This window comes from Asanoa iriomotensis, from assembly GCF_016862515.1.
GTDB classification, from domain to species: Bacteria; Actinomycetota; Actinomycetes; order Mycobacteriales; family Micromonosporaceae; genus Asanoa; species Asanoa iriomotensis.
This window is the reverse complement of record NZ_BONC01000010.1, coordinates 71,121-87,962: the sequence shown is the minus strand read 5'-3', so window position 1 is coordinate 87,962 and position 16,842 is coordinate 71,121. Positions and strand designations below refer to the sequence as shown.

Annotated in this window: 17 protein-coding genes; 4 read left to right on the top strand and 13 right to left on the bottom strand. The window is 70.9% G+C overall.

The genetic code is table 11. From position 1 onward, the window contains the following. Positions 1–84 precede the first annotated feature (84 nt). Entirely contained in the window at positions 85–3,480 is a 3,396-nt protein-coding gene (locus Air01nite_RS09795) for a phosphodiester glycosidase family protein (RefSeq protein ID WP_203701665.1), read from the top strand. A 45-nt stretch (positions 3,481–3,525) separates the two neighbouring features. Here the strand turns inward: Air01nite_RS09795 and Air01nite_RS09790 are convergent, their stop codons facing one another. Further along, on the bottom strand, positions 3,526–3,909 hold the full coding sequence (locus tag Air01nite_RS09790; protein ID WP_203701664.1) for a nuclear transport factor 2 family protein: 384 nt from the start codon (positions 3,907–3,909) through the stop codon (positions 3,526–3,528). Positions 3,910–3,996: 87 nt separating this feature from the next. Here Air01nite_RS09790 and Air01nite_RS09785 point away from each other — a divergent pair, with 87 nt between their 5' ends. Then, positions 3,997–4,557 carry a TetR/AcrR family transcriptional regulator gene (locus tag Air01nite_RS09785; protein WP_203701663.1) on the top strand — a complete coding sequence of 187 codons (561 nt, stop codon included), beginning with the start codon at positions 3,997–3,999 and terminating at the stop codon, positions 4,555–4,557. On the opposite strand, the gene Air01nite_RS09780 is transcribed toward Air01nite_RS09785, so the two are convergent. After that, positions 4,554–5,012, bottom strand: coding sequence for a hypothetical protein (locus Air01nite_RS09780; protein ID WP_239090613.1), 459 nt, complete (start codon positions 5,010–5,012; stop codon positions 4,554–4,556). The genes Air01nite_RS09785 and Air01nite_RS09780 overlap by 4 nt on opposite strands. A gap of 132 nt (positions 5,013–5,144) precedes the next feature. Here Air01nite_RS09780 and Air01nite_RS09775 point away from each other — a divergent pair, with 132 nt between their 5' ends. Beyond that, the gene (locus Air01nite_RS09775) at positions 5,145–6,353 is read left to right on the top strand and encodes a DUF808 family protein (RefSeq protein WP_239090612.1); all 1,209 of its coding nucleotides are present in this window, start codon (positions 5,145–5,147) and stop codon (positions 6,351–6,353) included. Positions 6,354–6,381: 28 nt separating this feature from the next. Here the strand turns inward: Air01nite_RS09775 and Air01nite_RS09770 are convergent, their stop codons facing one another. From Air01nite_RS09770 to Air01nite_RS09735, 8 genes are all read right to left on the bottom strand, one after another. Continuing rightward, positions 6,382–7,200: an enoyl-CoA hydratase/isomerase family protein gene (locus Air01nite_RS09770; protein WP_239090611.1), complete on the bottom strand. Its 819-nt coding sequence runs from the start codon at positions 7,198–7,200 to the stop codon at positions 6,382–6,384. Between the two features lie 34 nt (positions 7,201–7,234). Beyond that, positions 7,235–7,825, bottom strand: a complete 591-nt coding sequence (locus tag Air01nite_RS09765) for a glycerophosphodiester phosphodiesterase (protein WP_203701662.1) — start codon at positions 7,823–7,825, stop codon at positions 7,235–7,237. After that, positions 7,819–8,658 (bottom strand): PIG-L deacetylase family protein, encoded by an 840-nt coding sequence (locus tag Air01nite_RS09760; RefSeq protein ID WP_203701661.1) that lies wholly within the window; start codon positions 8,656–8,658, stop codon positions 7,819–7,821. Before Air01nite_RS09760 ends, Air01nite_RS09765 begins: the two co-directional genes overlap by 7 nt. Further along, on the bottom strand, positions 8,655–9,815 hold the full coding sequence (locus tag Air01nite_RS09755) for a glycosyltransferase family 4 protein (protein ID WP_203701660.1): 1,161 nt from the start codon (positions 9,813–9,815) through the stop codon (positions 8,655–8,657). The genes Air01nite_RS09760 and Air01nite_RS09755 overlap by 4 nt, the downstream gene beginning before the upstream one ends. 41 nt (positions 9,816–9,856) lie before the next feature. Then, the gene (locus Air01nite_RS09750) at positions 9,857–10,942 is read right to left on the bottom strand and encodes a lysylphosphatidylglycerol synthase transmembrane domain-containing protein (protein WP_203701659.1); all 1,086 of its coding nucleotides are present in this window, start codon (positions 10,940–10,942) and stop codon (positions 9,857–9,859) included. A gap of 46 nt (positions 10,943–10,988) precedes the next feature. Then, a complete protein-coding gene (locus Air01nite_RS09745) occupies positions 10,989–11,762 on the bottom strand; it encodes a nickel/cobalt transporter (RefSeq protein ID WP_203701658.1) in 774 nt (257 codons plus the stop codon). Next, entirely contained in the window at positions 11,759–12,361 is a 603-nt protein-coding gene (locus Air01nite_RS09740) for a hypothetical protein (RefSeq protein WP_203701657.1), read from the bottom strand. The genes Air01nite_RS09745 and Air01nite_RS09740 overlap by 4 nt, the downstream gene beginning before the upstream one ends. Before the next feature lie 66 nt (positions 12,362–12,427). Continuing rightward, complete coding sequence (locus Air01nite_RS09735; RefSeq protein WP_203701656.1) at positions 12,428–14,098, bottom strand: purple acid phosphatase family protein; 1,671 nt, start codon at positions 14,096–14,098, stop codon at positions 12,428–12,430. Positions 14,099–14,289: 191 nt separating this feature from the next. Here Air01nite_RS09735 and Air01nite_RS09730 point away from each other — a divergent pair, with 191 nt between their 5' ends. Continuing rightward, the gene (locus tag Air01nite_RS09730) at positions 14,290–14,766 is read left to right on the top strand and encodes a hypothetical protein (RefSeq protein WP_203701655.1); all 477 of its coding nucleotides are present in this window, start codon (positions 14,290–14,292) and stop codon (positions 14,764–14,766) included. Here the strand turns inward: Air01nite_RS09730 and Air01nite_RS09725 are convergent. The 3 genes from Air01nite_RS09725 to Air01nite_RS09715 are packed head-to-tail and all read right to left on the bottom strand — an operon-like array spanning position 14,763 to position 16,770. Next, positions 14,763–15,032: an ImmA/IrrE family metallo-endopeptidase gene (locus Air01nite_RS09725; protein WP_239090628.1), complete on the bottom strand. Its 270-nt coding sequence runs from the start codon at positions 15,030–15,032 to the stop codon at positions 14,763–14,765. The genes Air01nite_RS09730 and Air01nite_RS09725 overlap by 4 nt on opposite strands. A 44-nt stretch (positions 15,033–15,076) precedes the next feature. Continuing rightward, complete coding sequence (locus Air01nite_RS09720; protein ID WP_239090610.1) at positions 15,077–15,892, bottom strand: carbohydrate ABC transporter permease; 816 nt, start codon at positions 15,890–15,892, stop codon at positions 15,077–15,079. Then, positions 15,889–16,770, bottom strand: coding sequence for a carbohydrate ABC transporter permease (locus Air01nite_RS09715; protein ID WP_203701654.1), 882 nt, complete (start codon positions 16,768–16,770; stop codon positions 15,889–15,891). Before Air01nite_RS09715 ends, Air01nite_RS09720 begins: the two co-directional genes overlap by 4 nt. Positions 16,771–16,842: the final 72 nt, after the last annotated feature.

The window sequence follows — 16,842 nt, the reverse complement described above, 5'->3', positions numbered from 1 at the left end:
TCCCGTCACGGGATCCACCGGAGTTTTCCTTCACGTACTGCTCCGTACCTTGAACATTTCTCCAGGTTCCGGTTGGCTCGCGGCATGGGTTCCCGTCGATCCGCCGCGCCTTTGCTGTTGCCCCTGCTGGCCGTGCTGCTCGGTGGTGGTCCGGCCGTCGCCGCGCCCGTCGACGGCGTTGACTCGACCGCCGCGTCGTCATACCCGGCACCGTCGACGTCGGTGGCGCCGGCCGTCGAGCAGTCGATCGAGACCGACCGGCGCACCCGGCCGGTCGCGCCTGGGCTCGAGCTGACCTCCTTCGACCGGCTGGACGCCAACGGCTGGACGCGGGCCGACGCGCTGACCGCCGACCTCGGCAGTTCCGGCCTCTCGGTCGGGTACGTCAACACCGGCGCGGTGGCCAGGACCGCACCGCTGCGTGGGGTCGTCGACCAGGAAGGCGCGGTCGCCGCGGTCAACGGGGACTTCTTCGACATCAACCAGTCCGGTGCGGCGCAGGGCATCGGGGTGCGGGACGGCGCGCTCGTGCAGTCGCCGGTCGCCGGCCACCCCGACGGCGTCGCGGTCGGGCCGGACGGGGTCGGTCGCGTCGTGCAGTTCTACTTCGCGGGCACCGCCGCGCTGCCCGGCGGCCCGATCACGCTGACGCAGTTCAACAACCTCGTGCAGGCGGGCGGCGTGGGCGTGTTCACCGCGCTGTGGGGCGACTACGACCGGGCCCGCGCGGTGGCCGGCGCCGCGCGGGTGACGGAGGTGACGCTGGCCGGCGGCCGGGTCGCCGCGGTCGCGAACGCCGCGGGGCGGGGTCCGATCCCGGCGGGCACGACGGTCCTGCTCGGCCGCGACGCCGGCGCCGACGCGCTGGCCGGTCTGCGAGCGGGCGACCCGGTCGACGTGACGTACAAGGCGCGGCCGTCCGACGACCGGGCCGTGGCGGCGGCCATCGGCGGCAACCGGGTGCTGGTCAAGGGCGGCGTGCCGCAGGACATCGGCGACGTGACGCCCGAGCCGCGCACCGCGGTCGGCTTCTCCGCCGACGGCAAGAAAATGATCATGCTGACCGTGGACGGGCGGCAGGCGGACAGCCGCGGCGTCACGCTCACCGAGTTGGGCCGGCTGATGGCCTCTCTCGGCGCGCACGACGCGCTCAACCTCGACGGCGGCGGCTCGTCGACGCTGGTGGCCCGCGAGCCGGGCGCACCGGCCGTGCGGGTCGAGAACGCGCCGTCCGACGGGTCCGAGCGGCCGGTGCCCAACGGGCTGGCGGTCTACGCGCCCGAGGGGAGCGGGCTACTGCGGGCGTACTGGGTGAAGACCGTGACCGACCCGGCGGCCGCGCCGGGCATCGGGCCGGTGCGCGGCGGGCGGCCGGACCGGGTGTTCCCGGGGCTGACCCGGCGGTTGTCGGCGGCCGGCTACGACGAGACCTACGGCCCCGCGGCGGGCGCGCCGGCCTGGCGGTCCAACCGGGTGCTGAACGGGACGGTGTCGGCCGACGGCGTGTTCCGCGGCCTGCTGCCGGGCTCGGCGACCGTGACCGCGTCGCGCGGGAGTGCCCGGGGTTCCGTCGACCTCGTCGTGCTCGGGCCACTGTCCAGGGTGGACGCGACCGCCGACAAGGTGGCGCTCGACGGCGCCGGCTCGACCGGGACGTTCGGCGTGGTCGGCTACGACGCGGAGGGCAACGGCGCGCCGATCGAGCCCGGTGACGTGCGGCTCGTGTACGACCCCTCGCTGGTGGAGGTGACGCCCGGCACCAACGGCTTCTTCACCGTGCGCGCCGTCAGGGAGGGCGGCTCCGGGCTGGTCACGGCGACCGTCAACGGGCAGCGCACGGTGGTGCCGGTGACGATCGGCCTCACCGACGTGCCGGTCGCGACGTTCGACGACGCGGCGGCGTGGAAATTCAGCGCCGCGCGGGCCACCGGGTCGGTCGCGCCGGCGCCGGGCCACACCGGCAACGGGCTGCGGATGGCGTACGACTTCGGCCAGTCGACCGGCACGCGGGCCGCTTACGCCGACCCGCCACAGTGGATCCCGGTGGACGGGCAGCCGCAGGCGTTCGGCATGTGGATCTACGGCAACGGCAAGGGCGAGTGGCCGAGCCTGCACCTGCACGACGCGCTCGACCAGCAGCACGTGCTGCGCGGCCCCTACATCACCTGGACCGGTTGGCGGTACGTGGAGATGGCGGTGCCGCCGGGCGTGCAGTATCCCGTGCGGATCCGGCGGTTCTACGTGGCCGAGACCGACCCGGCGGAGGCGTACCAGACCGACATCGTGATCGACGACATCGTCGCGCGGGTCGCGCCGCCGGTCGACGCGCCGCCGGAGCCGCCGCGGACCGACCGCGTCGTGCTGCGAAACGGCACTGTGGACGGTGCGCCGTGGCGGCTCGCGGTGCTCTCCGACGCGCAGTTCGTGGCCGCGGACCCCGACAGCACCCAGGTCGCACGGGCGCGGCGGACGCTGCGGGAGATCCGGGCCGCCCGGCCGGACTTCCTGGTGATCGACGGTGACCTGGTCGACACGGCGTACCCGCAGGATTTCGCCCTCGCGAAGCAGATCCTCGACGAGGAGCTGGGCGGGGCACTGCCCTACTTCTACGTGCCGGGCAACCACGAGATCATGGGTGCGCCGATCACGAACTTCACGTCGGCGTTCGGTCCGACGTCGCGGGTGTTCGACCACAAGGGGACGCGCCTGGTCACGCTCGACACGAGCACCGGCAGCCTGCGCGGCGGCGGCTTCGACCAGTTGCTCGCGCTGCGGGCCGCGCTCGACTCGGCGGCCACGGACCCGCGGATCGGCTCGGTGGCGGTGTTCGCCCATCACCCGCCGCGCGATCCCACCCCGGCCAAGGCGAGCCAGCTCGGCGACCGCAAGGAGGCGGCACTCGTCGAGCAGTGGCTGGCGGACCTGCAGCACCGCACCGGCAAGGGCGCGGCGTTCGTGGGCGCGCACGTCGGCACGTTCCACGCGGATCGGGTGGACGGCGTGCCGTACCTGATCAACGGCAACAGCGGCAAGGAGCCGTCGACCGCAGCGCACCTGGGCGGGTTCACCGGCTGGACCATGCTCGGCATCGACCCGGTCACGCCGGGCGAGGCCGCGCTGGCCCGACTCAACCCGCTGGCCGAAGGTCCACGATGGATCGATGCGGAGGTCAACCCACACGTTGACGCGGTGACCGTGACGGCGCCGGCGACGGTTGCGGTCGGCACGCCCGCGGCGGTTGGTGCGACGCTGACGCAGCCCGGTGGCCGGGCGGTGCCGGTGGCCGCGCCGGTGACGGCGCAGTGGTCGGGCTCGCCGGACCTGCACGTGGGGTCGGTGCTGGGCGTCCGACCGGGCGACCGCGCCTGGTTCGACCCGTCGACCGGCCGGCTGACCGCCCTGCGCGCCGGCGGCGCGGTGACGCTGACGGTCACGGTCAACGGCGTCAAGGCCTCTGCGGCCGTCGCGCTGACGTCTTAAATGCGCGGCGAGCGGGACGGCCTCCGCGGCCGTCGCGCTGACGTCCTAACGCGCGGCGAGCGGGACGGCCTCCTCGCCCGGGGTCTTGCTGTAGCCGAGGGCCTCGACGATCCTGCCGTCCCGCACGCGCATGAGGTTGACGCCGCGCACGTAGTCGCCGGTGCCGGCGCCGTAGCGGTAGCGCCACCGGATGGTCGCCCGGTCGCCGGCCACGGTGATCTCCTCGTCCTCGAACTGGGTCGTGTGGTCGCCCGCCAGCGCCTGCCAGAACGCCAGGCACGCGGCGCCGCCCTCGTAGCGTGCCCCGTCCGGAGCCGGCTGGATCGCCTCCATCACGCAGTCCTCGCCGATCAGGTCGTCGAGCTTCTCGGGGTCGTGCCGCAGGAACGCGTCGTTGAACCGCCGGATGATCTCGCCGGTGTCGTCCACGGGCCGTCCTCTCTGATAGAACGTTCGGTCTACTCCGCAATATATCGACCGGTTGTTCTACTGGTCAAGGTTTGGCAGAATCGGCGGGTGAGCACGCGCATCCAGCCGGGCCCGCGGGAGCGGCTGCTCACCGCGGCGCAGCGGCTGAGCTACGAGCAGGGCGTCAACGTCGGGGTCGACGCGCTGTTGACGGCGGCCAACGTCGCCCGCCGCTCGCTCTACGAGCACTTCGGCGGCAAGGACGGCCTGATCGCCGAGGTGCTACGCCGCGCGGCGGCCGAAGACCTCGACGCTTACCGGTCGGCGATCGCCGCGGCCGGCGACGATCCAAGGGCGCGGCTCCTGGCCGTCTTCGACATGCTCGACCAGGTCGTCAGCGCACCCGATTTCCGGGGTTGCCGCTACCTGGGCGCCGACCTGGCGCTCGCCGACCCGGCCCACCCGGCGCACGAGATCACCCGGGAATACCGGCAGTCGCTGCACCAACTGCTGGCCCGCGAGGTGAGCCGGCTGAGCCTGCCGCACCCGGCCCGGGTGACGGACCAACTCATGCTGCTCATCGAAGGAACCCTGGCCACCGGCGCGGCCCGACCCGCCGGACACCCGGCCCGCGACGCCCGCGCCCTGGCCGAACACCTTTTGCCCTAGAGCGGGTCCAGCAGCAGAACGCCGTCGGGTGAGTAGAAGTAGCCCCGTGCGTACCCGGCCCAGCGCTCGATCTCGTCCTCATCCCACTGCGACAGCTGCTCGTGCTCCTCGGTGTAACCGTTCTCGAGAAGCCATCGAAGCGTTTCGGACCTGCCCGCTCCGAAGGCCGACTGGGCATCGAAGCCGGACCCCAGGTCCATGTCCCGCGTGCGGTACTTCGCCGCGTACAGGCGGGGCGCGTCCGTGGGATCGCCGATCAGGAAGAGCAGGAAGGCGGTCAGATAGATGTTCTCGAACTCGTCGCTCTCGCCGCCGTCCGGACCTTCGCGCCAGGTCCGCTCGAGGTCGAAGATCTCCCGGAGCAACACGTGGTGCGGGCCGGGGTCGGCCAGGTCGATCATTCGGAGCACTTCCCGGCGTGCGGCTGGGCTCGATAGATCAACAGACTCGACCATGGCCGCAGGTTAGCTGGCTCGCGCCGCCGGCGGCGTGCCCGTCGATCACCGAGGGCGCCCAGTGCTGCGTGTATTGCGGATGCGGGCGAGAATGGGCCGGCACACGCACGTGTCGATGGCGAAGGAGCATTGGTGAGCGCTGGACTCGCAGCACTGCTGGATGACGTGGCGGTCTTGGCGCGCGCGGCGGCCGCGTCCATCGACGACGTCGGGGTGGCCGCGGCCAAGGCCGGTTCGAAGGCCGCCGGGGTCGTCATCGACGATGCGGCCGTCACCCCGCAGTACGTGCGTGGCCTGGCGGCAGAGCGCGAGCTGCCGATCGTCAAGCGCATCGCGCTGGGCTCGCTGCGCAACAAGTTCCTGATCATCCTGCCGGTGATCCTGGTGCTCAGCCAGTTCCTCCCGTGGCTGCTGACCCCGCTGCTCATGCTCGGCGGCGCCTACCTGTGCTACGAGGGCGCTGAGAAGGTCTGGGCCAAGATCACCCATCACGACGCCCACGGCCCGGCCGAGAAACAGCAACCGGACGAGAAGACGTTGGTCTCCGGCGCGATCCGGACCGACCTCATCCTGTCGGCGGAGATCATGGTGATCTCGCTGAACGAGGTGGCCGACGAGTCCTTCGTGGCCCGGCTGACAATTCTCGTGATCGTCGCGATCGCCATGACCGTCCTGGTGTACGGCGCGGTCGGCCTGATCGTGAAGATGGACGACGTCGGCCTGCGCCTGGCCGAGCTACCGGGCCAGGCTGTCGCCCGGTTCGGCCGCGGCCTGGTGAAGGCGATGCCCCGGGTCCTGGCCGTCCTCACGGTGGTAGGCACCGCCGCGATGCTGTGGGTCGGCGGACACATCCTGCTGGTCGGTGCGGACGAGCTAGGTCTGCACGTCCTCTACGAGTTCGTGCACCACATCGAGGAGGCGGCCCACGACGCCACGGGCGCCCTCGGTGGCATCGTCGGCTGGCTGGTCAACACGGTTGCCAGCGCAATCCTCGGCCTGATCGTCGGTGCGGCGATCGTGGCCATCATGAGCGTGACCTTCCACCGCGCCAAGTCACCCGAGACGAGCGAGAGCGCGGTCGAGAGCACGGCCAAGAGCCCGGGCACGAGCCCGGACACGAGTCCGGACACGAGCGCGAAGACGAACACGGACACGGACCCGCGCGCGGAAACGGGCACGACCGCGAACACCGGCACGGACACGAGCGCCAACAAGACCGCGGACACGAAGACGAGCGCGGACACGAAGACGAGCGCGAACGCGGACGCGGACGCGAGCGCCAACAACCCGAAGACAGCGGACGCGGCGGGGAGCGGCATAGGAGCAGAAACCCGCGAGTAGCCGACGCCGATCTCCGGCGGCTGCGCGCTCAGAAATCGACGGAAACGGTGCCGAGGCGCTCCTCGACGTCGCCTGACTGCTGCAGGCCCGCTGCGAACGCGTGTTCCGCCCAGCTCCGGTAGCGCGGCCCGCCCAGCCGGGCCGCGAAGGCGGCCGACTGTGCCGGGAACTCGCTGTCGTCGGGAAGGGTGACCGCGTCCACCCATCCCTTCATCTCCGCCACTGCCTTGCGGTCGAACGCCGCCACCCGGCTCGCGAAAGCCGTGACGAAATCGTCCAGCTCGGCGTCCGGAACGGCCCGGTTGACGTAGCCGTACCGTTCGGCGAGGTCCCCGTCGAAGTCCTGGGCGCCCATCAGGATTTCCAACGCCCGCCCGCGACCGACGAGACGCGGCAAGCGGGCCGGCGCCCCGCCGCCCGGCGGGACGCTGCCCGCGCCCATCTCGAACTGGCCGATCAGGGTGCGCTCCCGGCTCGCGAACCGGATGTCGGTCGCCAGCAGGAACTCGCTGCCGGCCCCGCGCGCCCGACCGCGGAGCTTGCTGATCGTCAGGACCGGCAGCTTGCTCATGCGCACCATGACGTCCACGAACGGCTGCTGCCCGGTGACCGGCGGCGGCTGGTCGGCCAGAGCGGACAGGTCGTCGGCCAGGTCCCAGTGCGCGATGAAATAGGAAGGATCGGCGCTCTCGAACACGATGACGACGAGGTCGGGATCGTTCTCGGCCGCGTACAGCAGAGCGCGCAGCTCGATGATCATCTGCGCGCCGAAGACGTTGACCGGCGGGTTGTCGAAAGAGGCGCGCCAGAACGACGGCGACTCCTTGGTGATGTTGATCTGCGTCACGTGGATCACCCTCCGTGCGGGGCAGCCGCGGGCCTCACGGCTGCCGGTTGATGCCTTCGAGCAGGGCCAGGTTCTTTCCGATCACGCCCGAGGCGCCGAGGCGGCGGGCGTCGGCGACCGCCGCCTTAGAACTCACCGGCCACACCAGCACCGTGATCCCGTGCCCGCGCAGTTCGGCGACGACGGCCGGAGTCAGCAGGCGGCGCCGGACCGACACGGCCCGGATGGACGGGTGGCCGATCCGTTCGCGGAGCCGGTGCAGTTCCCACCTGTTGCCGGCCGCATAGATGCGCCAGAGACGTTGCCGGGGACCGAACGCGTCGAACATCCGCCAGTTGCGCGCGGACAGCGCGACAGGCGTGTCGACCAACATGGCCGCAGCCGCGGTGGCCACCGCTGTCGAGAGGCCCTTGAGATCCAGCAGCAGCCGCGGGTCTCCGTCCATGACCGCGAGGATCTCGTCGAGGGTCGGCGCGGGCACGAGGCGGCGGCCGAGGATTCCGTGTCCGATCTGGAGGGTGCCGGCGCGGAGGTGGACGTCGGCCTCGATCAGGTCCACATCGGATGCCAGCGCCGCACGCAGGTCGGCGACTCGGTTGCCCGCGCGGTGCGCGACCGTCAGCACCTGGCCGGTCGCTCTCGCAAGCTGAGAAAGACGTCGTCCGCGAACGGCTGCCCCGGGGCGCGGCCGGTCTCGACGAACCATTCCCGGCCCGCCACCGCCGCCAACACCGGCAGCGGCAGGCGGCTGAGGATGGCCAGCGTGCGCGGCCCCCGACCACCCTCGGTCTGGCTGGCGTGCGCCTTGAGCGCCGCGCGTTTCTGGCGCAGGAAGGGCCGCACGTCGATCGCGTGCGTGATGACCGCGTGGTCGGTGAAGACGGTGCTCGCTCCGCCCAGGGGCAGGCGGGGCAGCAGCGACCCGGTCAACCGCAGCACGGCCAGGATCGGGCGCAGCGGCCGGCGGTCGACGGTCGCTTCCAGCACGATCGGCGTGCCGGCCAGCCGGGCAGCCGCCGCGCCGACGCGGTGCACCTGCACGTGGTCTGGATGTCCGTAACCACCGCGCGGGTCGTAGGTGGTGAGCACCTCGGCGCGTTCGGCGAGCAGGATCTCGGCGAGACGTGCGGCCGCCGTCGCGACCGGCACGTCGACGAAGCGGTGCGCACCGTCCGGCGGGCGATAGTCGGCGCGCAGTCCCGAGTCGAGGTAGCCGAGTTCCACCACCCGTGCGCACCCGAGCGCCGACGCCGCCGTGCGAAGCTCGTCGCGCCGCCGGGCGGCCAGTGCGTCGCCCGTCGGACCGGCGGACAGACCGGCCTCGCCGAGCGTGGCCACGACCAGCACGACCCGGTGCCCGTCGGCGGCGAGCCGGGCGAGCGTGCCGCCGGTGAGCAGGGCCTCGTCGTCCGGATGGGCGTGGAAGGCGACCACCGTGAAGCCGCCCGGGCGGGTCATGCCGCACTTCCCGCGAACTCGCGGAACTCGCCGAACTCCGCGAGCTCGCCGAACTCCCCGCGCTCCCCCGGCTCGAGCCCGATCCGCCGGGCCGCCGCGGCGTACAGAGCGTCGGCGGAGTCGAGGACCGTCTGCCACGAGATCCGCGGCGCCACGCTGCGGTTGTGCCGTGCCACGGCGGCCAGCCGCCCCGGCTCGTCGAGCAGGCCGGCGACGGTCCGCGCCAGGTCGTCACCGGAGCGCACGAGCCAACCCTCGGTGCCGTGCCGGATGAAGTCGGCCACCCCGCTGCCCGCCCGCGCGACGACCGGCAGGCCGGCGCTGCGCGCCTCCAGCGCGGCGATGCCGAACGACTCCCGCGGGGACGGCGCCAGGTAGACGTCGGACCGGGCGAGCAGCAGGCGGATGCTGCTCCGGTCGAGCGCGCCGGTCAGCCGGATTCCCGTGCCGGGTGCGGCGGCGTTCAGGTCGCGGCGCAGGCTCGGCAGCAACGGGCCGTCGCCCACCAGCACCGCCCGGAACCGGCCGGGCCGGCTCGCGCTCAGCGACAGCAGCGTCTTCAGCAGGTCCCGTGGCTGCTTGCCGCGGGTCATCCGCATGACGCTGATGAACGTGAGCACGTCGTCTCCGCGCCGCCGGGCCGGCAGCAGCCAGTCGGCCGGGTCGATTCCGTTGGGCAGCACGGCCACCGGCGCCCCGTGCAGGGCCTCCTGAACCCCACCTACCGCCGCGTTGCTGACCGCGGTCCACACGACCGGCCAGCCGGCGGCCCCTTTCAGGCGCACGTAGTGGCGGAACATCGGGACGTCCTGCCACATCGAGTGCACGGACACCACGGTCGGCACCTCCCGCGCGGCGGCCGCCCGGCAGACGGCCCACGCGAGCGGCGAAAAGGACGAGACATGCGCGTGTACGACGTCGGCACCCGACAGCGCCAACGCCTGGCGGCCGGAACCGGGCCACATGCCACGGTAGGTGCCGAGCTGGAGTGCGCCCTCGCCCAGCCGCACCACCGACTCCAGGCCGGGTCCCGGCGTGGCCGTCACGACGACCGCCTCGTGTCCGGCCGCCCGCTGCCTGGCCGCGAGGTCGTGCACCTGCAACTCGATCCCGCCGACGCGAGGCAGATAGACGTCGGTCACGTGGGCGATGCGCATCGCGGTAGGCCTCCAGTCCGCTGGCGGTGGCAGCTACGTGCTCAGGTCGTCACGGCCTTTCGTCGGGTGGTGCCCCGGCCGACCAGCCACAGGACGGTGGCGAGGCCACCGAAGGGGATCTCGGCGAGGAAGATGTACGCGCGATAGAGCAGGACACCGGCCAGCGCGCCGGTCGGGGCGGTGCCCAGGGCGATCAGGACGGCGATCGCGCCGGTCTCGACCAGCCCCACCCCACCGGGGGTCAACGCGAACAGGGTGAGCACCCGTTCCGCGACCAGGCCGGCGAAGATCACGGGCGGCGACAGGTGGACACCGACCGCCACCATGCACAGCCACAGCAACCCGCCCTGCAGCACGAGATAGCCGGCCATTCCGACGGTCAGCTGCAGCCATCGCCGGCGCACCAGCCCGTCCGTGGTCTCCGCCAGGCGGACCGCGTCCGCGGAGAACTCCACGGGGATCCGGGCGCCCACCTTTCGGGTACACCAACGGCAGAAACGTTCGAGGGCGGCGACCATGCGGAGCATGGGTCTAGCCCGGCCGGCGATGGCCGCGGCCACGAGCGCCGCCACCCCCAGACACGCCAGCGACGCCAACAGCCACAGCATGCTGCCCCGGCCGAGCGCCACCGAACCCCACGCCAGCAAGGCGACCACGGCGGCCACCGGCAAGATCAGCTTCGCCACCAGGTCCGCGGCCTTCGACACGACGACGAACCGGGCGAAGTCCATGTTGCTGTGTCCCCAGGTGCGGGCCATGCCTAGGTTCAGCACGGTGCCGGCCACCCCACCCAGCGGCAACACGTTCGCGACGAAACTGCCCGACAGGTTGAGCGCCAACGCCCGCCGGTGCGACAGACCCGGCATCGAGGCGGTGAGCACGATCGTGTGCACGCACAACCCCAGGAACCACAGCACACCCAGGCCGATCAGCCACAGCCAGCCCAACTGCACCACGTGGTGCCAGGCCGCCGACCACGAGGCGCCGACGGATTTCGCGTGGAACGCGCCCCAGACCGTCAGGCCGATGCCGGCGGCCAGCAGGCCGGCGCGGGTCAGCCGCGAACGCGCCGAAACACCGCCGACAGCGCGTGTCTCGGTCTGCGCGGGAGCACCCGCCGTCGACATGCCCACACCAAGCCGCCTTCCCACCTCGGTGCGGGCCGAAACCGCGCTAGGTGGTGAGTGTGGAGACTGCCGCGGCGACGTAGAGGAAGCCCGCGGTGGCGACGGCCACACCGGCCACCGCGGGGGTCCAGGCCGCGACCGCGGACCATTTGCGGGTACGCGCGGCCAGCGCGCCGAAGCCCCGCACCGTGACCACGCCGACCGCGGTCAGGGTCACCGCCATGCCCACACCGAACGCCAGCACCAGGATCAACGCGTCCATCGACCGGCCGGTGAGCAGCCCACTGACCAGCAGCAGGAACGCCGACGGCGACGGCAGCAGGCCGCCCGACAGGGCGAGGGCCACCAGGCCGCGCCGCGACCACGGATCGGTCGCCTCGTCCTCGCCATGCGAGTGATGGTGGCCCTCGCCGTGCGAGTGATGGTGATGATGACCGTGCTTGTGCTGGTGGCGGTGGCGGAGTTGGCGCCACGCGAGGCGGCCGCCGACGGCGATCACCACGAGGCCCGCCGCCACCTGCATCCACGCCGTGACCGACTTCGTGCCGATGCTCGCCGACACGCTGAGCCCCACCCAGAGCAGGGCCAGCACCAGCACCGAGAACGTGTGCATGACCGCCACGATCACGCCGAGCCGCACAGCGTCGCGGTAGCGGCCGTGCGTACCCACCAGATAGGCCGCCGTGATGGTCTTGCCGTGGCCCGGCGCCACCGCGTGGGCCGCACCCACGCCGAGGGCGACCAGCAGCAACACCCAGAAGACCGCGCCGCCGTCGAACAATGTGATCAGCCGGTTGTCCAGCTCCTCGATCCCGGTCACGCGGACCGCCGCCGGCGACGCAGGACCACGGCCGCGACTACGCCGAGCACGACCACGGCGAACGTGCCGATCGCGAGCGGCAGCACCGCCCCCGGCACCGCCGACCCGTGCAGCCGCACCTGCTGCTCCGGCGTCGTCACCGTGAACAGCGCCTCGGAGTCACCGACCAGGACGGTGCGGTACGCGTCGTTCAGGTCCATCAGCGCCGCCAGCTTGATCTTCACCTCGTCGATCTTGGCCGGGCACTCGAACTCGATCGTCGCGCCGGTGCCGAGCAGGTCGTTCAGCTCGCCCAGCTCCCCCGGGCACGGGCGGCCGGCCTGCGACACGGTCATCCGCTCCAGCAGGTACCGGTGCACCGCCGGCGAGCGCTGCAGCTTCTCCTCGCCGGTCAGCTCCGTGGACGGGTCGTCGAACGCGCCGAGGGACTGGCCGAGCGCCACCCAGTCGTCCTCGGCCGCGTGCCAGACCAGCGTCAGCGAGGTGCCGCGCACGGTGACCTTCGCGGTCGAGGGCGGGCCGAACGGGTGCGCGGCGGCCGGCGCGGCCGAGCCGAAGAGGGCCAGCGCGACCAGCGCACCGAGAACCAACCGTCTCACGGATGCTCCAAACAGGACGACGATGCGGGCCGGCGCGAAAAGCGCCGGCCCGCACCAGAAACTGGGTTACTTCTTGACGGTGATCAGCGGGCTGTAGATCTGCTGGGTGCGGCTCTCCAGGTACACCGTGTGGGTGCTGCCGCCGGCCGCGCTGCCCGGCAGGGTGAACGTGTAGTCCAACCGGCCCAGCTCGTCGGCCTTCTTGGTGGCGATCAGGATGCCGGGCTTGCCCTCGGCGGTGCTGGTCTTGCGCAGGTAGATGTCGACCGACTCGCTCGGGTCGTACCCGTAGGCGGTGACGGCCAGCTTGCTGCCCACCTTCGGCGTGGTCGTGTTGACGATGACGTGCTCACCCGTGGTGGTCTCGGGCGTGCGCCACTCGTTGACGGTCCGCTCGCCCGCGTCGTTCTTGCGCACGACGACGCCGTCGAAGTGCTTGCCGTTGGCGTAGCGGGCCTCGTAGACCAGCGAGTCCGCCTTGACGTCGATCATCTGGTAGAGCTGCGAGTCCTCGGTCTTCGCCATGATGTCGGCGCCGTTGTCGGTCCACACGGAACCGTCGACGTCGTACATCTTGCCGCCGGACACCGACACCGCGTAAACGGTGCTGTTGTGCACGGTCGCCGACTTCTTGGAGGCGGTGGTGCTGCCCCGGCCGTAGGTGTGGTCGTGGCCCTGGAGCACCAGGTCCACGCCGTACTTCTCGAACAGCGGACCCCACTGCGCCCGGACGATCGGGTTGTTGCGGCCCTCGGCGGTCGAGTAGACGGGGTGGTGGAAGGTCACCACGGTCCACTTGTTCGGGTTGTCCTTGAGCAGGCCCTCGAGCCACGCGGTCTGCGCGTCCATGTACTGCGGGATGCTCTGGACGTTGGTGTTCAGCCCGATGAACCGCACACCCTGGTAGTCGACCGAGTACGACGTCGACTTCAGCGCCGGCTCGTCACCCCAGGCCGGCCCGTTGTCCGGGTACGGGAACTGCGGCGCCCAGAACGACGACAGGCTGGTGCCGCTGTACTCGTGGTTGCCGGTCACCGAGATGTTGTTGATCTGGCCGTCGATGAAGCTGCCGGCCTTGTACCACTGGCCCCACTGCTCCTCGCTGTTCGCGGAGTCGATGAGGTCACCGGCGTTGACGATCACCTTGGCCTGCGGCCGGTCGGCGAACGCCTGGCGGAACACCCGCGGCACGGCGCTGTCGATGTAGTTCTGCGCGTCGCCGTAGTAGATGAACGAGAACGGCGAGAAGCCCTCGGCGGCGGTGGTGAAGTCGATCCACTCGCTCCAGTTGGTGCCGTCGCCGACCCGGTACGTGTACCGCGTCTCAGGCTTGAGCTCGGTGAACTCCACCGAGTGGTACGTCGAGGCGTACCCCAGCGAGGTGTTGACCGGGGTGTTGGCGAACGCCTTGACGGTGCGCACCGCGCCGGCGGCCGGCGCGACGTCGCCGAGGGCCTTGGGCGCCTCGAGGATCTGCGCCTGCGCCCACTCGGCGGACGCCTCGGCGCGCCACGAGACGCGCTGGCTGGTGGCGGGCTGGTCGGTCGGGATCAGGATGACCCGGTCCGGCACCGGGGTCGGCTTGTAGTACTCGGCAGCCGGGAACTTGGTAGGCGCGGCGTCACCGAACGCGGCCGGGCCGAACGCGACACCACCGGCGAACAGCGCCGCGGCACCGATCGCCGCGATCGCCGCGCGACGACGGCCGGCGTGGAAAGGCCTCTTGACCTCACTCAACTTTGGTCCCTCCTCAGGGATTTGCGACACGCGCATTCAGCCAAAGCCGATCAACGGCCACCGCACCTCGACGTTTCCTACGGATGAACTGAAGAACAGCTGAAAGACCGCTGACAGGCGGCCATCCGAGCGCAGCCGGACCGACATCCGGCGTTGGCCCGGCAGCCAGCGCGGCCGCCTACGGTCCCCGGGTGCCTGTTATCCGCTGGGTCGGAGTGGCGGCCACGGCGCTGGCACTCGGAACGCTGTTCGCCACGCCGCCGGACGCACCGGTGAAGAAGACCGACGCCTTCCTCGACGCCGAGACCACCGGCCTGCTCAACATCGAGGCCACCGAGTGCTTCGACGACCCGGAGTACGACCGGATGGCCAACGACAAGGTGGTCGTCTACGTGCCGTGCACGGAGGGCGCCGACAACCAGTCGTACGGTTTCGTGCACGCGGCCGAGGGCACCTTCGACCGCCCGACCGTCGCGGCGTTCGGCTGGGACCGCTGCGGCCAGGCATTCGACAAACTGTGGCGCGGCCCGTCGGCCGAGGGCCTCGACTTCTACCCGGTCCTGCCAACAGCCGAGACCTGGGCGGACGGCGACCGCGTCATCATGTGCGTGGTCTACCGCCCAACGGGCCGCCTCCCGGATTCGGTCCTCCCGCTGGCGGGTCGCTAGCCGGCTAGGGAACCAGCCGGAGCACCGGACGTCGGTGTGACAAGCTCCAGCCGCCGCCACGCACGGCCTGCGGCCTGCTCCGACAACAGCCCCACCTCCCGGCATCGGTACAGGAGTGAGTCCACCGACACACCCCAGACCTTTTGCAGCTCGGCCAACCGGCGCAGTTCTGCCCGGCCGGGCAGCGCAGGCAGGATGCTGTCGCGCGGGGTAAGGAACTCCGCCGCGAACGCGTCAGCCTCCCGTTCGTGCTGGGGTGTCGCCAGGAGCCGTGTCGCCGTGCGATCCGTTCGCTAAGCGCGGGGCATGTCTAGCCCTTCGTGGAACCCAGGGTCAGGCCCGAGACGAACTGTCGTTGGAGGACGAAGAACACCAGCAGCGTGGGCAGCGCGACGATGATCGAGCCGGCCGACAAGAGGTTGTAGTCCGTGAAGAACTCGCCGCGGAGGTTGTTCAGGGAGCTGGTGATCGGGTATTTGTCGCCGTCGGTGATCAGGACCGTCGGCCAGAAGAACTCGTTGTAGATCCAGGTCACCTGGAGCGTGGTCAGTGCCGCCAACGCCGGTCGCACCAGTGGCAGGGTCAGCGTGAAGAACTGCCGGGGGACGCCGGCGCCGTCGACCTCTGCCGACTCGTACAACTCGTGCGGGATGGTCTTCATGTAGTTGCTCAGCACCAGCGTGCAGAAGCCGAGTTGGAACGCGGTGTTGATGAGCACCACGCCGATGTAGCTGTCGAGCAGCCCCAGCTCCCGGAACGCCCGGTAGACCGGGATCAGCAGCGCCTGTGGCGGCAGCAGGTTGGCCGCCACGAAGATGCCCAGCAGCGTCAGGTTTAGCTTGAAGCTGAAGCGGGCCAGGACGAACGCGGCGCACGAGGCCAGGAACAGCGTCGCGACCACGGCCGGCACGGTGATGTAGATCGAGTTGAGGAACTTCTCGCCGAACTCCGCACGCTCCCAGGCGTCCACGTAGTTCTGGAAGGTGAAGCCGCCGAAGGAGAAGTAGCCGTGCGTACCGGTGTAGCTGTAGTCCCGCAGCGAGTTGAAGACGCCCCACAGCAACGGGACGAGCCAGCCGACCGCCATGACGGCGAGGAATGCGTGCAGCACGAGACGCGGCTTCACCGGTCATCACCCCTCGTGGTGGCGCGCAGGTGCACGACGACGTAGATCGACGAGATCAGCAGCATGATGGTCGCCAGTGCCGACCCGAAGCCGATCCGGCTGGCCTCGCCGATGATGTTCTGCGCCACCAGCGCGGCGATCACCTCGAGCCCGTTGCGGCCCTTGTTGACGATCCAGACGATGTCGAACGCCCGCAGCGACTCGATGATCGTGATCACCAGGACGATCAGGTTGATCGGGCGCATGACCGGGAAGACGACCGAGAAGAACGTCCGCGCCTCGCTGGCACCGTCCACCTTGGCCGCTTCGCGCAGGCCGGCGTCGACCGCCTTCAGCCCGGCCAGGTAGATCAGCATGATGTAGCCGGTGTGCCGCCAGGCGGTGGCCGCCAGCACCGCCCACAGGTTGACGTTCGGGTCGCCGTACCAGTCGATCTGCGTCCCCAGCACCGCGTTGAGCAGGCCCTGGTCGCGCGAGTAGATGAGCTGCCAGATGAAGCCGGTGAGCGCCAGCGACAGGATGACCGGCAGGTAGAACGCGGTCTGGTAGAACCGGCTGCCGCGGATCTCCTTGTCGAGCAGCACAGCCAGGAACATCCCGAGCGGCGTCGGTATCAGGAACAGGAAGCCGACCCAGATGACGTTGTGCCAGATCGCCGGCCAGAACGGCGGGTAGATCGTGGCGATGTTCTTGTAGTTCTCGAAGCCGATCCAGTCGATCGAGCCCAGGCCCCCGAACCCCTCCCATCGGGAGAACGAGAGGGCGACCGACCCGAGCGCCGGCAACCAGACCAGCAGGATCACGAACAGCAGCGGTACGCCGATCATCAGCGCGACGACGATCCGGTCGCGCACCGTCAGCCGTCTCGGGCTGCGCATCGCGCACCTCCATAGATCGAACACCTTGCATGATCGTAACCGTCAATATTTACTGACGTAACGTTGTAGCGG

What these genes read in the sequence shown, in the direction of transcription:
- Air01nite_RS09795 (WP_203701665.1), top strand. Translation starts at nt 85, where the DNA reads ATGGGTTCCCGTCGATCCGCCGCGCCTTTGCTGTTGCCCCTGCTGGCC.
- Air01nite_RS09780 (WP_239090613.1), bottom strand. Translation starts at nt 5,012, where the DNA reads ATGGTCGAGTCTGTTGATCTATCGAGCCCAGCCGCACGCCGGGAAGTG.
- Air01nite_RS09715 (WP_203701654.1), bottom strand. Translation starts at nt 16,770, where the DNA reads ATGCGCAGCCCGAGACGGCTGACGGTGCGCGACCGGATCGTCGTCGCG.
- Air01nite_RS09755 (WP_203701660.1), bottom strand. Translation starts at nt 9,815, where the DNA reads ATGCGCATCGCCCACGTGACCGACGTCTATCTGCCTCGCGTCGGCGGG.
- Air01nite_RS09750 (WP_203701659.1), bottom strand. Translation starts at nt 10,942, where the DNA reads ATGTCGACGGCGGGTGCTCCCGCGCAGACCGAGACACGCGCTGTCGGC.
- Air01nite_RS09760 (WP_203701661.1), bottom strand. Translation starts at nt 8,658, where the DNA reads ATGACCCGCCCGGGCGGCTTCACGGTGGTCGCCTTCCACGCCCATCCG.